The 15,399-nt window shown below is 64.6% G+C and carries 15 protein-coding genes; 7 read left to right on the top strand and 8 right to left on the bottom strand.

Going from position 1 to position 15,399, the window contains the following annotated elements; all coding sequences use genetic code 11:
- Positions 1-17: 17 nt before the first annotated feature.
- The 4 genes from lon to BH95_RS21560 form a co-directional block, all read right to left on the bottom strand.
- Positions 18-2,351 carry an endopeptidase La gene (gene lon, locus BH95_RS21575; protein WP_037184017.1) on the bottom strand — a complete coding sequence of 778 codons (2,334 nt, stop codon included), beginning with the start codon at positions 2,349-2,351 and terminating at the stop codon, positions 18-20.
- Between the two features lie 91 nt (positions 2,352-2,442).
- Complete coding sequence (locus BH95_RS21570; RefSeq protein WP_037184014.1) at positions 2,443-3,216, bottom strand: putative protein N(5)-glutamine methyltransferase; 774 nt, start codon at positions 3,214-3,216, stop codon at positions 2,443-2,445.
- Between the two features lie 11 nt (positions 3,217-3,227).
- Positions 3,228-4,085 (bottom strand): hypothetical protein, encoded by an 858-nt coding sequence (locus BH95_RS21565; protein ID WP_037184011.1) that lies wholly within the window; start codon positions 4,083-4,085, stop codon positions 3,228-3,230.
- A 326-nt stretch (positions 4,086-4,411) separates the two neighbouring features.
- Positions 4,412-4,765, bottom strand: coding sequence for a hypothetical protein (locus BH95_RS21560; protein ID WP_037109504.1), 354 nt, complete (start codon positions 4,763-4,765; stop codon positions 4,412-4,414).
- A gap of 137 nt (positions 4,766-4,902) precedes the next feature.
- On the opposite strand from BH95_RS21560, the gene BH95_RS21555 reads away from it, so the two are divergent.
- Positions 4,903-6,990: an HNH endonuclease signature motif containing protein gene (locus BH95_RS21555; protein ID WP_037184009.1), complete on the top strand. Its 2,088-nt coding sequence runs from the start codon at positions 4,903-4,905 to the stop codon at positions 6,988-6,990.
- Between the two features lie 38 nt (positions 6,991-7,028).
- On the opposite strand, the gene BH95_RS21550 is transcribed toward BH95_RS21555, so the two are convergent.
- A complete protein-coding gene (locus BH95_RS21550; RefSeq protein ID WP_020112436.1) occupies positions 7,029-7,229 on the bottom strand; it encodes a hypothetical protein in 201 nt (66 codons plus the stop codon).
- A gap of 34 nt (positions 7,230-7,263) precedes the next feature.
- Here BH95_RS21550 and BH95_RS21545 point away from each other — a divergent pair, with 34 nt between their 5' ends.
- Positions 7,264-8,166, top strand: coding sequence for an oxidoreductase (locus BH95_RS21545; RefSeq protein WP_019666946.1), 903 nt, complete (start codon positions 7,264-7,266; stop codon positions 8,164-8,166).
- Between the two features lie 16 nt (positions 8,167-8,182).
- Here BH95_RS21545 and BH95_RS21540 read toward each other — a convergent pair whose 3' ends face one another.
- Positions 8,183-9,253: a glycerophosphodiester phosphodiesterase family protein gene (locus tag BH95_RS21540; protein ID WP_037184006.1), complete on the bottom strand. Its 1,071-nt coding sequence runs from the start codon at positions 9,251-9,253 to the stop codon at positions 8,183-8,185.
- A gap of 40 nt (positions 9,254-9,293) precedes the next feature.
- Positions 9,294-9,815, bottom strand: coding sequence for a TetR/AcrR family transcriptional regulator (locus BH95_RS21535; RefSeq protein WP_020112438.1), 522 nt, complete (start codon positions 9,813-9,815; stop codon positions 9,294-9,296).
- 48 nt (positions 9,816-9,863) lie between these two features.
- On the opposite strand from BH95_RS21535, the gene zapE reads away from it, so the two are divergent.
- The 4 genes from zapE to BH95_RS21515 all read left to right on the top strand — a co-directional run bounded on the left by zapE (position 9,864) and on the right by BH95_RS21515 (position 13,521).
- Positions 9,864-10,796, top strand: a complete 933-nt coding sequence (gene zapE / locus BH95_RS21530; RefSeq protein ID WP_037184004.1) for a cell division protein ZapE — start codon at positions 9,864-9,866, stop codon at positions 10,794-10,796.
- Between the two features lie 218 nt (positions 10,797-11,014).
- Positions 11,015-12,106: an LLM class flavin-dependent oxidoreductase gene (locus BH95_RS21525; protein ID WP_037184001.1), complete on the top strand. Its 1,092-nt coding sequence runs from the start codon at positions 11,015-11,017 to the stop codon at positions 12,104-12,106.
- A 55-nt stretch (positions 12,107-12,161) separates the two neighbouring features.
- On the top strand, positions 12,162-12,545 hold the full coding sequence (locus tag BH95_RS21520; protein ID WP_371828043.1) for a MarR family winged helix-turn-helix transcriptional regulator: 384 nt from the start codon (positions 12,162-12,164) through the stop codon (positions 12,543-12,545).
- Between the two features lie 13 nt (positions 12,546-12,558).
- Positions 12,559-13,521: a pirin family protein gene (locus BH95_RS21515; RefSeq protein ID WP_037183997.1), complete on the top strand. Its 963-nt coding sequence runs from the start codon at positions 12,559-12,561 to the stop codon at positions 13,519-13,521.
- A 32-nt stretch (positions 13,522-13,553) separates the two neighbouring features.
- Here BH95_RS21515 and BH95_RS21510 read toward each other — a convergent pair whose 3' ends face one another.
- A complete protein-coding gene (locus tag BH95_RS21510) occupies positions 13,554-14,087 on the bottom strand; it encodes a ribonuclease H family protein (protein ID WP_037183993.1) in 534 nt (177 codons plus the stop codon).
- Positions 14,088-14,343: 256 nt separating this feature from the next.
- Here BH95_RS21510 and BH95_RS21505 point away from each other — a divergent pair, with 256 nt between their 5' ends.
- Entirely contained in the window at positions 14,344-15,381 is a 1,038-nt protein-coding gene (locus tag BH95_RS21505) for an acrylyl-CoA reductase family protein (protein WP_037159048.1), read from the top strand.
- Positions 15,382-15,399 lie beyond the last annotated feature (18 nt).

Raw genomic sequence — 15,399 nt, 5'->3', positions numbered from 1 at the left:
TCAAGGAACGCGCCACATCACGCCACTGCGGACACAGCAGCCTCCTCCAGGGCGAGATCCACGATGTCCGCGACGTCGGTCATCGGACGTACGTCGAGGGCGGCGAGCACCTCGGCCGGCACGTCGTCCAGATCCGGTTCGTTCCTCGCGGGAACGAAAACGGTCTTCAGACCTGCCCGTTGCGCGGCCAGCAACTTCTGCTTGACTCCGCCGATCGGCAGGACCCGACCGTTCAGCGTGACCTCGCCGGTCATTCCCACATCCGACCGCACCGGCCGTCCCGTCGCCATCGACACCAGTGCCGTGACCATCGTGACGCCTGCCGACGGACCGTCCTTGGGTACGGCACCTGCCGGTACGTGGACGTGGACGCTGCGGTCCAATACCTGCGGATCGATGCCGAATCGTGCCGCGTGAGATCGCACGTAGGACAGGGCTATCTGCGCCGACTCCTTCATGACGTCACCCAGCTGACCCGTCAGCGCAAGTCCGGGCTTGCCCTCCGTCGAGGACGCCTCGATGAACAGCACGTCGCCTCCGAGTCCCGTCACGGCGAGACCGGTTGCCACACCCGGCACTTCGGTTCTCTCGTGAACGTCGGGAGTGAAACGCGGTCGGCCGAGGTACTCGACGAGTCCCGCCTCGTCGATACGCACCGTCGCCTTTCCCCCTGCCAGTGCTGTCGCGGACTTCCGCAGAGCCTTGGCGAGCAGACGCTCGAACTGACGCACACCTGGTTCACGGGTGTAGTCGGCAGCGATCTTTCGCAACGCATCGTCGGTGACGTCGACTTCGTCGGACGTGAGCGCAGAACGTTCCAACTGACGCGGCAGCAGATAGTTCCGCGCGATCACGACCTTGTCGTCCTCGGTGTACCCGTCGATGGTGACGAGCTCCATCCGATCGAGCAGAGGTCCCGGAATCTGTTCGACCACATTGGCTGTCGCCAGAAACACGACGTCGGAGAGGTCGAGATCGAGGTCCAGGTAGTGATCCCGAAAAGTGTGATTCTGCGCCGGATCGAGAACTTCGAGCAGAGCGGCACTGGGATCGCCGCGGTAGTCGGAACCGACCTTGTCGATCTCGTCGAGCAGCACCACGGGGTTCATCGAACCCGCCTCACCGATGGCGCGGACGATTCGCCCGGGCAACGCACCCACGTAGGTACGCCGGTGTCCGCGAATCTCCGCTTCGTCTCGAACGCCACCGAGTGCGACACGAACGAACTTGCGGCCCAACGCACGCGCCACGGATTCGCCCAGCGACGTCTTACCGACTCCGGGCGGCCCCGCGAGCACCATGACCGCACCCGATCCGCGTCCACCGACGAGGCCCATGCCGCGCTCTGCTCGACGCGCCCGCACGGCGAGATACTCGACGATACGATCCTTCACGTCGTCCAGACCATGGTGGTCCGCATCGAGAATCGCTCGTGCCGAATCGATGTCGGTCGTGTCGGTCGTGGTGACCGACCACGGCAGGTCCAGGACGGTATCGAGCCACGTCCTGATCCACCCGGACTCGGGACTCTGATCACTCGCCCGCTCGAGCTTTCCGACCTCACGAAGTGCGGCCTCGCGCACCGCATCCGGGAGATCTGCCGATTCGACGCGGCCGCGGTAGTCGTCGGCGCCGTCTGGTTCGTCCTCGCCGAGCTCCTTGCGGATCGCGGCGAGCTGCTGCCGCAGCAGAAACTCTTTCTGGGTCTTCTCCATACCGTCGCGCACATCGTTCGAGATCTTGTCGTTGACCTCGACCTCCGCGAGATGGGACCGGGTCCACTCGATCAGCAGTGTCAGACGATCGTGCACGGATGGGGTCTCGAGCAGCTGCCTCTTCTGCACATCGGTCAGGTACGACGCGTACCCCGCGGTGTCGGCGATCGCGCCGGGATCGGTGAGCTTGTTGACGGAGTCGATGACCTGCCACGCGTCGCGGCGCTGCAACATCGCGACGACGAGCTGCTTGTACTCGGTGGCCAGCGTTCGGGTGCTCTCGGCAGTTCCACCACTACCGTCGACGGCGGATTCGTCGACGATTTCGGCCTCGACCCACAGGGCAGCACCGGGCCCGCTGACACCGTGACCGATGTGAGCGCGGCGCTCGGCCTTGAGGACTGCGGCAGCCTCCCCGGTCGCGAGCCGTCCCATCTGCACGATGGACGCAACCACGCCGTACGCGGCGTATCGGTCCTCGAGCCGAGGAGCAACGAGCAAGGTTCCGTCGTTGGAAGCCTGTGCCGCGTCCACGGCAGCGCGCGCGGACTCGTCGAGTTCGACGGGGACGACCATCCCGGGCAGAACGACGGGGTCGGTCAGAAAAAGAACAGGTAGGCGGATGGGTTCGGGCATTACAGCACCTCCGGTCGGTTGAGCTATGTGGACTCAACTTCACGTGTGCTCTCGGTGTTCCCCGTGGTGAGCGTGTTCTCCGTGGGCAGAATCAGCGTCCGCGACTGCGCCCGACGACTGCCGTCCCGTCCAGTTCCTCGGATCTGACGATCTCCGCTTCGAAACCCGCCGCCGCGATGAGCGCCGCAGTGCCCTGCGCTTGCCGAACGCTGGTTTCGACCACGATGCGGCCCGCAGGAGCAAGCCACTCCCCCGCCCCCTCGACCACTCGACGCTGGAGGTCGAGGCCGTCGACACCTCCGTCGAGAGCGTCTCTCGGCTCATGGTCCCTCGCCTCGGACGGCATGGAACCGATCGCCCCGGTCGGAACGTACGGGGCATTGGCGACCACGACGTCGACGGTTCTCCGAAGACTGTGCGGCAGAGCGCTGTACATGTCACTTCGATAGACATGACCTCCGACGGGCTCCAGATTCCGACGCGCACAGCGGACTGCAGCGGGTGCGATGTCGGAGGCATGCAGCGCCACCCCGGGCCGCTCGTGTGCGATCGCAACGGCGACTGCCCCGGATCCGCAACAGATGTCGAGCACAACCCCGGGCTCCGCGTCGACCGCGGCGTGCACGAGGAGTTCGGTTCTGCGACGGGGGACGAACACTCCGGGCGCGACCGATATCCGCAGACCAGCGAACTTCGCCCACCCGAGAAGTTGTTCCAGTGGAGTGCCGTCGACTCGCTGTGCGACAGCCTTTTCCAGAGCGCTTCCGCCGAACGCCTCCACGAGGAGCCGAGCCTCGATTTCCGCGAACACGCAGCCCGCGGCGCGCAACACCCGGACGATCTCGTCGAAGGAAGGCGCGGACATCGGACCCGAGATCAGCCGAGGGGCGTGAGGCGGTAGTGCAGCCGGACAGCGGTCACGTTCCACAGTTTCAGCACATGATCGGTCCGCAGCACCCCCTCGTCGTCGACGTAGACATGGAAGACCTCGTGGATCGGCGCTCTGGCCGCGTACCAGGCACCTTTGTCCAACACGACCGTGGAGGCGCCGTCCTGCCCGAACCTACCCGACGGGGACGTCAGAACGAGCGAACCTCCCTCGCCCACTGTCGGTTTCAGGAAAACCTGGACGTTGCCGTCCTCCAACGGGAAAGTCACATGGACGCTCGGACCCGACGCCGAGGGAAGCGTCGAAGCGCGGTAGTAACCGCTGTACATGTAGTCGCCGGTCTTCCGCAGAGTTCGCAACCAGGCAGAGCCGGCATGCCGGCCGTCGGCGTCGACGATCTCCGTGACCTCACTGTCCACACCGTGTGCCACCGCCAGAGGCTGCACCGGGAGAGCAAGCTGCTGCACGCGTTTGCCGTACAACGCTTCGATGGCCGCGCCGGGTAGCCCGAAACCCGTCGTCCACTGCGTCCACGCATCCATGCGCCACCGAGCAGTGTGCTCGTAGAATTCGCGAATGCGAGGGTCGATCGCGCTCGGGTCGAACTCCGGACCGGCCAGCGCGTCGAAGCTGTGCAGCAAACCGTCCGACGAGGAACCGGGTACGACGCGCCCACCGATGCGCTCCGCCTCCTGCTGCAGCCACCTGTCCCGAACGACGCCCGGACCCGATACCGGCCCCCGCAACCACGACTGGTCGCCGTCGAGGTCGACACGTCTTCCGACCGTCTTCCACCCCAGTCTCGACGCCTTGTCCGCCAGCGACCACGCCCCCATGCTCACCATGCACCCCAGCGTCTCACACGGGCACCTCAGGAGCGACCACTGCGACTACAGGCAGCCGGAATCAGGATCGGCTTCTACAAATCCACAGGTGCATCTGCTGACGAAACCCGCCTGGCGAATCCAGGCACAGCAGAGGCACTTCTGGGGGGATACCTACCAACGATGGATACCGAACCGATGTCCACTCCGGATCGGGGCAAATACTGGTGACAGCCAACATTGCGAACCAAGTCAGCCCCGCCGGCTGGACGTTCTACCGTGCGCCCGCATCGGGCTAGGCCGTGATCGTCGGCTCGCGTGGACGCGCGTCGGATAATTTCATCCGTCTATTCCTGCAGCCGCGGAGCGGTCCGAAATTCCATCCCCGAATGACGGCGATCGCCTCCGTACTCCCAGCGAATGGTCCGTTCGGGGCCATCTCGACGAGGCCTCACGCTGATTCCGCGATAGTCGTAACCGTCCTGTCTCACCTGTTCCCACTCGAAATCCACGGTCTCCCCCACGACCGCGTCAACACTGGAACCGGTGATATGAATGGACTCGTTCTCGCGCGCAGGAGGCAGCGCGATGGCCCACAGCATGCTGACGTGAACCCAGCAGCCGCCGGGAGTGTCCAGGGAGGCGAGAACGCCCCATCCTTCGTCGGCATACCACTCCCTGACAACGCCTGTACTGGTCATCGCCTCAGGTTAGCCAGGTTGCGGGAGCCATACCGGAGCAGACGACCCGACCACACCGATGTGGGGCCGAGAAAGAAGTTAAAGAGAGGCGTCGTCCGCTCTTGTGTTCGAACATATGTTCGATTACTCTAGGTGGCATGGCACAGCCGGGGGGCTCCACGCAGGTTCGATCCGATGCAGACAGTGCGGCATCGCGGTCACTGACGCGCCTGTCGGATGGACGGCGGGCAGAGAACCGAGCGTCGGCAGTGGTGATTCACGAGTTGCAGGATCTCTACGAGATACGACTGTGCGCAGAGATGGACGTCCATGCGCTGGGGGCCGTGCACGGCAGTGAGGAACCGAACGTCGATCGCGCCCGACACACAGTCGAATACGAAGCAGCAGTGTCCATGTCGACGACACGAACTGTTGCGCGCCAGATGATCGTTGTCGCCAACCATCTGTTCTGGCGTCTGCCGGCAATCGATGCCGCCTTCACGGCCGGGGACCTCGACTACGGCCGTGTCCGAACGGTAGTTCTGACCCTGCTCCGCGCCAGCGACGAGACTGTGTCAGCTCTGGAGGCAGACATTCTCGCCGCTGCACAGCGATGTGCTCCGAAAGCGCTGCGGGAGAACATCTGGCGCCGCTGGTTCCAATACGACCCTGACGAGGCCGCGGCTGCACAGAAAGCTGCGCTCGCCGAAGAACGATGCGCCGAGATTCGCCGCAACGACTCCGGCATCGCCACCCTGGTGTCCAAGATGAGCGTGCTCGAGGGCGCTGAATGCGACGCCCTCCTCGACGAGTACGTAGCCACCGTCTGCCCGAAAGATCCGCGAACCAAGAAAGAACTACGCGGACACGCCCTGCTTGCGTTGATCCACCGAGAAGATGCGCTCCAATGCCGTTGCGGGAGCCAGCAATGCCCGTTTCGGGGAGTCGATGCCAAGAACCCCAACCGGAGACCACACCTGCTGAACATTCACATCGACATCGAAACCCTTCTCGGACTGAACGAAGAGCCGGCAACACTGTCCGACGGCACAGTTCTGGACGCGGAAACCGTCCGACTCCTCGCCACCGACTCTCGCTGGCAGGTCCTGCTCACCGAAACCCTGACCGCCGCACGCGAACGTCGCGGCCTCGACATCGATGGCGCGACTGACGTTCTCGGTAACAACGACGGTCTCGGTAACAACGACGATCTCGGTGACAACGACGATCTCGGTGACAACGACGATCTCGGTGACAACGACGGTCTCGGTAACAACGATGGTGGTACCGAGTCTCCTGCTACACCGAATTCCAGACCACCGGAGCAAGATCCAGTACGGCGCAGTCGACGGAGGGCTGCTCGTGCTCGGCGGGTTGTCGCGCGCGGCCGAACACGTCCTGCAGCGCCTCTGCCGACTCCTACGCAGCGGGCGAAGGAGAACCCGCATGCGTCGGCGATCGGGGAAGAAGCAGCGCTGTCCGCGGCGATAGCTGCGTTCATGGACGCTGTGGCACTCGACCCGTCGCTCGCCGAGGGCCTGCACCCCGACGGACACGGTGGATTCTGCACGCCTCCGCCCGGAGCCCTCACCTACCGGCCGAGCGCTGCTCTGGTCGCGCTGGTTCGCGCGAGCTATCACACCTGTACGTTCCCGAACTGTGGGGTACCGGCTGCCCGTTGCGACATCGACCACATCGTTCCGTTCGATCATCGAGATCCGATTTCCGGAGGCTGGACCGTTCTCGGAAATCTGCATCCACTGTGCCCGTACCACCATCAGGCCAAGACTCTGCGTCTGTGGGCGTGCTCCAAGCTCACCGGAGACGGAATCTATTGGCGCTCAGGGGCTGGGCTGCAGCACATAACCCCACCCGCGTTCGGAACAGTCGACATTCCCGGGGACTTCGTCCACGTCCGTCGATTCCGCATGCCGTCCAAACCGACGTCGAGGGGCGCATCCCGTCGATCCGACACCCGTAACAACATCGACCGCCACGACGACTTGCCCGACCCGCCTGACGAACTGTACGAACCCACGTGGTGGGAAGCCAACATCACGGATGAGGACTGCCAACTCTGGAGGCTCCTGAATCCGCGCACCGACGGCGGCGCACCAAGTCTGGCGGACATCGCGAGACTCGACGATCCGCAGTGCCGAGCCGACGCGCTGTACCTCCGCGAGAAGTTCCTCGAGCATCGCGCCGTGGTCGCCGAACGCGAGAAGTACCGGCCACCGCCGTTCTGAGCAGCAGCTTTCGGGAGTGGAGCCTGCGCAATGACTCTCTAAGGTTCGAGCCCGAGTCCTTCTGCTTCCAAGGCGGCCTTCACGATGCCGAGCGCTTTGGGTCCGACGCCGTGGAGCTGTGCGAGCGCCGATTCCGACTGCCCGGCCAACGCCTCGAGCGATGTGAAGCCGGCGGCGAAGAATGCGCCTGCTGCGGGGCGTCCGGTGCCTGCGGGGAAATGGTCGATCGGCTCACTCATGGCCACATCTTAAACTCGCCGGTAACCTGGTCGGGTGCCTGACAACAAGCAGCGACGCGTCATCCTCACCGGCGGAAACACCGGAATCGGTTACTTCACCGCGCTCCAGTTGGTGAAGCAAGGCGACCACGTGACCTTGGCCTGCCGCAACCTGGACAAGGCCAAGACAGCGGCGGACAAGATTGCCGCAGAAACCAACAGCACCGGCGGCGTCGTGGACACTGCCGAACTCGATCTGGCCGATCTGAGCTCGGTGCGTGATTTCGCGGCATCGGCTCCCGACCGCGTCGACGTCCTCATCAACAACGCAGGCGTCATGATGCCTGCGACGCGGCGCGAGACCGTCGACGGCTTCGAACTTCAATTCGGTACCAATCACCTCGGCCACTTCGCGTTGACCGGCCACTTGCTCCCCAAGCTTCGCGCGTCGGACAAGGCCACCGTCGTCACCGTCTCCTCGGTCGCCCACAAGCAAGCACCGAAACTCGATTTCGACGATCTGCAGGCTACGCGCGGGTACAACCCACAGCGGGGTTACGCCAATTCCAAGTTGTCGAATCTGTTGTTCGCACTGGAACTTCAGCGCCGTCTCGATGCCGCGAAGATCGACATCACGAGCAACGCCGCCCACCCCGGCATCTCGTCGACCGAGTTGTACTCGAGTCCCGACGGCCTGGGGAGTTCCAAGATTGCGTCCCTCGTCGCGGCCGTCGGGCTGCCGATCATCTCGCAGTCCGCGAAAGCCGGCGCACTTCCTACCCTCCACGCACTCGAGAAGGGTGGACCGGGGTCGTACACGGGCCCGAAGTGGTTGTTCGAGTCCCGTGGCGCTCCCGCTCCGGCAAAGCTCTCCGGCAAGGCAAAAGACCGCCAGCTCGCCGAAAAGCTCTGGGAAGCAAGTGAACGACTCACCGGAGTCGTGTACGACCTCGGCTGACGCACCGACATGCGGGTCAGCCGCCTACCGTGACCGGAGCGGGTAGCGGCATACCCCGGTCGCTCAGCACCGCGCGTAGCCGGTCCGGGTAGTCGGTGATGATCCCGTCGACTCCCATGTCCAGCAGGACGTTCATGGTCTCGGGGTCGTCGACTGTCCACGGAATGACCCGAATTCCAGCGGCATGGGCGTCGTCGATCATCTTCTGGGTCACGTACAGCTCGAAGTCCGGGTCACTTACCTTGCCGCTCTGCGGATTTCCCTGAACCGGTGAGAATCCGGATGCGCCGAACGAGCGGATCGCGGCAATCGGGTCACCGTCGAAATCGTCGATGTCCACGCCACCGAGCCATGGCGACCTCCCGGACTGACCGATCTGAAGAAACTCACCGTTCGTCAGCGCGACGGTCGGTAGTGCGGGTTCCACTTCCCGGACCCGCTGCAGCGCGCCCCAGTCGAAGCTCTGGATCGTCACTCTGTCGAGCATCCCGGCGGCCCGGATGGTGCCGAGGACGGTGTCGACGAACTGCTCACGAGGTGCCGTCTCCGTCGGGCTTGCCGCTTCGACCTTGGTTTCGACATTCAGCTTGATCCCAGGGGCACTGGCGGCAAGTTCGAGAACGTCGGCCAACGTCGGCATCCGCGCACCCGGCACCGTTCGTTGCTCCGGATAGTCCGCCAGCCGCAACGTCCCACAGTCCAGGGTCCGAATCTGCGCCAGCGTCAACGTGTTCACGTACTTGCCGACGTAGGGGAACTCGGGATCCTGCTCGACGACAGGTGCCGTGTCCAGACATTTCTTCGACGAGACCTGCCGATCATGGGTGACGACGGCAATCCCGTCCTCGGTGATCTGCGTGTCCAGTTCCAGCGTGGTCACGCCGAGCTCCAGTGCTGTGGTGAACGATTCGAGGGTGCTCTCGGAGACGAGGCCGAGTCCACCCCGGTGCGCCTGTAGATCGAACTCGCCGTTCGACGGCTGAGGTCGAGGATCCGGCGACCGGTCCGCTTCGGCCGACGAACATGCAGTGAACGTGACCGCTGCTAGCACGGTCAAGACGAGCGCGGCACCTGGTAGTCGTCGCATGCCGTTCGACGCTAGGGGTGAGAAGCGTCGACTCCGTGAACTAGAGCTTCCCCGCACCCTTCAGATAAGTGACAACAGGCGCTCGGAACATTTCCGTGCGTGCGGCGCGGGCCCCGAGGGCAGAGGTCACCAACCCCTCGCACAACGCGATGTAGCCGGCTCCGACCTCGGCGTCGCCGAACAGTTCGACGGCACCAGGCCCTGAGAACAGGCTGCCCGCCAGCGCGGCGCGGTCGGCGTCGGACACCGTCGGGTCGAGCATCAGCACGTGCCGGGCGCGTAGTTGGGCGGCTCTCTCCGTGACGAGGTGGTCCAGGTACCGCACCGTAACTTCGACCGGATCACCCTCGATGGTCGACAGGTGGGTGAACTCGGCACGCGAAGTCTCGGTGATCCGGGCGATCACGGCGGCGAACAGATCGGCTTTCGATCGGAAGTAGTACGACGTGGAGCCGGCCGGCAGCGTCAGGGCGTCGTCGAGCTTGCGGTGGGTCAGTGCCCGGAGTCCGGAATCGGCGATGACGTCGATCGCCGCGTCCGCGATCGCAGCTCTTCTGTCCATGACGTGGATCATACGCCAATTTCCTCTACATATGTAGAGTGGGCGCCCATGAGGCCACCAGTACCCCGGAATGCGTTCGCCGCCGATTTCGACCTGGACCCGTCGCAGCACTCCGTCGTCGACCTTCTCACCGAGGCCGACACGCTCGGCCTGTACCTGTGGGGACCCGCCGGGCGAGGCAAGACCTGGTTGATGGACAGATACTTCGGCGCCGCACCGGAGCCCAAGAAACGCCTGCACTTCCACACCTTTTTCCGTGACCTGCACGCGTCGTACTTCGTTCATCGGTTCCAGCTCGAACCGACGCTCGACGCGTTGATCGGCCCCACCCGACTGCTCTGCTTCGACGAATTCCACGTGCACGACATCGGCGACGCACGGCTCATCGCCCGGATGCTCGACGCCCTGTGGGCACGAGGTGTCGCCGTGGTCGCGACGTCCAATTACCCACCCGACGGCTTGCTGCCCAATCCGCTGTTTCACGACGCATTCCTCCCGACCATCGAGGTTCTGAAAGCGAACCTCCGAGTGGTGTGCGTCGACGGACCCGTGGATTACCGCACCCTGGGCGACGCGAACACCGAGAACTCGGGATTCTCGGCGGGAACCTGGTCCACCACCGGAACTGCCGCAGGCGAGTCCTTCGCGGACCTGTGCGAGGCCCCGAGGTCGACGGGCGATTACCTGGCCATCGTCGATCGGCTCGACGCGGGCGCAGAACTGACGATCAGGGAAATACCAGCACTTGCCCAGGCGTCGGACGACGCAGTGCGCAGATTCTCGAATCTCGTGGACATCCTGTACGACGCGGATATCAGGACTCGATTTCACGCACGGGTGCCTTTGGAGGAGTTTGCCGACGGTCACCGGGAAGGCCTCGGCTCGGTCTCGTCGGGAGGAGTCGATCTGAAGAGGACGCTGAGCAGGCTCCATCAGCTTCGGCATTCGCGGGCGTCGACACGTCTCGGAGCCGAGAAGTAAGGGAGACGCCCACAGCTGACGGCGGTCGGGGGCGACAGCAGCCGCGGGCGTCTCATCCATCATTCGCCGCAGGTGAAAGGCTGGATGGGTCCGGATGGAAAGTTTTTCGGAAATTTCTCGGCACCGGCATGGAATACCACCCGGCAAACTCCCGTTAGAGTAGAAGTCAATGCAAACGCATGAAAATGCGTTCGAGGGATTCGGCCAGGGAGCACACCATGCAGTTCGGAATCTTCACCGTCGGCGACGTGACAGTCGACCCCACCACAGGTCGCGCACCCACCGAAAACGAGCGGATCAAGGCGATGGTCACCATCGCCAAGCATGCCGAAGAAGTCGGTCTCGACGTGTTCGCAACCGGTGAGCACCACAACCGGCCGTTCGTGCCGTCGTCACCGACGACGATGCTCGGGTACGTCGCCGCCCAGACCGACAAGCTGATCCTGTCCACGTCGACGACACTCATCACGACCAACGACCCGGTGAAGATCGCCGAGGACTACGCGATGCTCCAGCATCTGTCCGACGGCCGCGTCGACCTCATCATGGGCCGCGGCAACACCGCGCCGGTCTACCCGTGGTTCGGCAAGGACATCCGTCAGGGCATTCCCCTCGCGCTCGAGAACTACCAACTCCTGCGACGCCTGTGGACCGAGGACGTCGTGACGTGGAAGGGCAACTTCCGGACTCCGCTCGACAGCTTCACCTCCACGCCTCGCCCGCTGGACGACATCCCGCCGTTCGTATGGCACGGCTCGATCCGCAGCCCCGAGATCGCAGAGATCGCCGCGTACCACGGTGACGGATTCTTCGCGAACAACATCTTCTGGCCCAAAGAGCACTACATTCAGCTCATCGACCTCTATCGCCAACGCTACGAGCACTACGGGCACGGCCGCGCGGACCAGGCCATCGTCGGCCTCGGCGGTCAGGTGTTCATGCGCAAGAACAGCCAGGACGCAGTGAACGAGTTCCGGCCGTACTTCGACAGCGCACCCGTCTACGGACACGGCCCGACGATGGAAGAATTCACCGAGCAGACACCGTTGACCGTCGGCTCACCACAGCAGGTCATCGAGAAGACACTCGCGTTCGCGGACTTCTTCGGCGACTACCAGCGCCAACTGTTCCTGATGGATCACGCCGGTCTCCCGCTGAAGACGGTCCTCGAGCAGCTCGATCTGCTGGGCGAGGAAGTGGTACCGACGCTGCGCGCGGAGTTCGCCGCACGACGCCCGGCCGGGGTTCCCGAGGACCCGCCGACGCACGCGAGCATGCTTGCCGAGAAGGAGACGGCTGTTGCCGTCTAGCACCGAACTGTCGGTTGTCGCCTGGGAGGCGCTGTTTCGCTCCCAGGTGGCGCTGATGCGCAAGTTCACCGCCGACGACATCTGGGGCCCGATCAGTCTGCGCGAGTACGACGTGCTGTTCACGCTCGGCAATTGCCCGACGCGAACGTTGCGTCTGCACGACCTCAACGCCGAGATCCTGCTGACCCAGCCCTCGCTCAGTCGACTCTGCGAACGGCTGGAGAAGCTCGGACTGGTCACCCGCACGCCGGACCCGAACGACAAACGCGGAACCGTCGTCGGCCTCACCGACGACGGCCTCGCTGTGCAACGGGAGATCGGACGGAAGCACGCGTCGCGCATCAGGAGATACGTCGGCGACGCGTTGACCGACGAGGAACTGCGAACACTGACGGCATTGTGCACCAAACTGAGGCTCGCGCAGAAGGACATCTCATGACAGGCGGTTTCTCATGAACCTCGAGATCATCACCCCACGCGACGTTCCGCTCGGCGGCCCTCGCGACATGAACGTCCGGCGGACGCTACCGACGAAACAGCGAACCCTGATCGGCGCGTGGTGTTTTGCCGATCACTACGGTCCCGACGACGTATCCACGTCCGGAGGCATGGACGTCCCGCCGCACCCCCACACCGGGCTGCAGACCGTGAGCTGGCTGTTCACCGGTGAGATCGAACACCGCGACAGCATCGGCTCGCACGCACTCGTCCACCCCGGCGAGCTCAACCTCATGACCGCGGGCCGCGGAATCTCCCACTCGGAAGTCTCGACCGACAACACCCGAATCCTGCACGGCATGCAGCTGTGGGTCGCCCTGCCCGGGTCCGCTCGATTCACTGCGCCGGCCTTTCAGCACTACGTCCCCGACGCCGTGACGACGGGCGGCGCAGAGCTGCGGGTGTTCCTGGGATCTCTCGCGGGCCGGACATCCCCCGTCTCGACTTTCACACCACTCCTCGGCGCCGAGATCGTCCTTCCCGCAGGGAGTGCCGTTCAACTCGACGTCGACGAGGCCTTCGAGCACGGCATCATCGTCGACCAGGGCTCGGTGAACGTCGAGACCCTTCCCCCAGCTGACGACGCCGATCCCGAGGACGCGGAATCCGGCACCCTTGCCCGAGCCGAATTGGGATACCTCCAGCCCGGCAATCGCGCCATCACCCTGCGAAACTCGGGCACCGACGATGCTCGAATGCTGCTGCTCGGCGGGCCACCGTTCGGCGAAGAAGTAGTGATGTGGTGGAACTTCATGGGCCGCACCCACGACGACATCGTGGCCTATCGCGAGGCCTGGGAAGGAGCGGAGCATGCGGAGCGTGACAGGCAGTTCGGCACGGTCGATGGGTACCGGATACCGGGGTTCAGACTTCCTGCGCCCGAACTACCGAACGCTCGCATCGCCCCGAGACACTGAGGTGCGGGCGCTGCGAGGGTTCGGCTCGAGCCTCAGAAAAGAGTAGCGACCTCGTCGAGGGATTCGCTACGGGAAGGTGCGGCAGCGGCAGGCGTGCTGGCAGCGGTAGCAACAGGTTTGCTGGGGCCCGCTTTGCCCGAGGCGACGGCGCGAGCAGCTTCACCGGCGAGCGCGTCGGCTGCCTCGTTGAAGTGGTTGCCGACATGTCCACGGACCCAGCGGAATCGGACAGGTCCGCTGCGGTCCGCGATTGCTCGATCGATGCTCTGCACCAATTCCAGGTTGCGCACCGGCGATCCGCCCGCGGTTTTCCAGCCCTTACGCTTCCACCCCGGCAGCCATTCCGAAGCACACTTGATGGCGTACTGCGAATCCGACTCGATGAGCATCGGCTCGTCACCGGGGTGCGCGAGGATTGCCTCCAAAAGCGCTCGAAGCTCGGCGATCTGGTTGGTTCCCGACGCTTCTCCACCGGAGTTGGACGGCCCCGTGTGGTTGACCCAGGCCCAACCGATGGCGCCACCCGGATTCCGCAGACACGAACCGTCAGTACTCACGATGATCACGGGAAGGACCCTACTTCGCCCCACCGACAAACAACAGGCGCCGCGCAGGAGTGGAGCCTGCGGAACGACCTGATGAGGCAGGAGTGGAGCCTGCGGAACGACCTGATGAGGCAGGAGTGGAGCCTGCGGGCCTCGGAATTCGGGGCCAAGGACCGCTCGAGGCTGTGTGGGTGTCCGAATGGGTAGTGTGGGAAAGCATCCGAGAACGCACCCGACAGGGTCGATCACACATTCGCACTCACCGAGGACTCGAATCGTGACAACTGCAGCGCCAGGAGAATCCATCCCGTCGTCGTTCGAAGCATTGGTGGCGAGGGAGGCCGACGGCATCACGCTCACGCGAGAACGCGTCGACGCGTCGTTTCTGCCGGAGGTGTCGGGTCCGTCGGTGACGATTGCCGTGGAGTATTCGTCGGTCAACTTCAAGGATGCTCTCGCGATCACGCCGAAGGGTGGAGTCGTCCGCGAGTACCCCATCGTCCCTGGCATCGACATCGCGGGAACCGTTGCGGAGTCCACATCGCCGGAGTTCGAGGTGGGTCAGCGCGTCGTTGCGCACGGGTACGACATCGGTACTGCGCAGCACGGTGGTTACGCCGAGTTCGCGCGCGTTCCCGCCGAGTGGGTGGTGCCGTTGACCACCCTGTCCACCCGTGAGGCCGCGGCCATCGGCACCGCGGGTTTCACCGCGGCACTGAGCGTGCGTGCGCTGCAGGCGGCGGGCGTGACTCCGTCCGACGGGCCGGTACTGGTGACGGGCGCCAGCGGCGGAGTGGGGACGGTCAGCGTCGACCTCCTCTCGGCCGCAGGCTACGACGTGGTCGCATCGTCCGGCAAGCAAGGCGCCACGCAACTGCTGACAGAGTTGGGTGCATCGCGGGTCGTCGGCCGGCTGCCGGAGGATCCCGATGCCAAGCCGCGTCCGCTCGGCAAGGCGGAGTGGGGCGGCGTCGTCGACTGCGTAGGCGGCAAGACGCTGGCACATGCGTTGAGCACGGTCCGGTACGGCGGCGCTGTCGCCGCGAGCGGTCTGACCGGAGGCGCGCAGCTGCCGACGACGGTGCTTCCGTTCATTCTGCGCGGCGTGTCTCTGCTCGGCATCGACTCCGTGTTACTCCCCATCGACAAGCGCCGGGCACTGTGGCAGAAACTCGAAACCGATCTGCGCCCGCAGCGTCTGTCGGCGCTCACCACCGAGGTGCCCGTGGCGGACGTCGCGAGTGCTCTCGACTCGATCTCCGGCGGTGGCGTCACCGGCCGAACGGTCGTCGCCGTCTCCGGAGGCTTCGCGTAGGCCGCGGCGCTCGGATCC

It is taken from the genome of Rhodococcoides fascians A44A (assembly GCF_000760735.1).
In the GTDB taxonomy this organism is placed as follows: Bacteria; Actinomycetota; Actinomycetes; order Mycobacteriales; family Mycobacteriaceae; genus Rhodococcoides; species Rhodococcoides fascians_E.
This window is presented reverse-complemented; position numbering and strand designations above follow the sequence as displayed.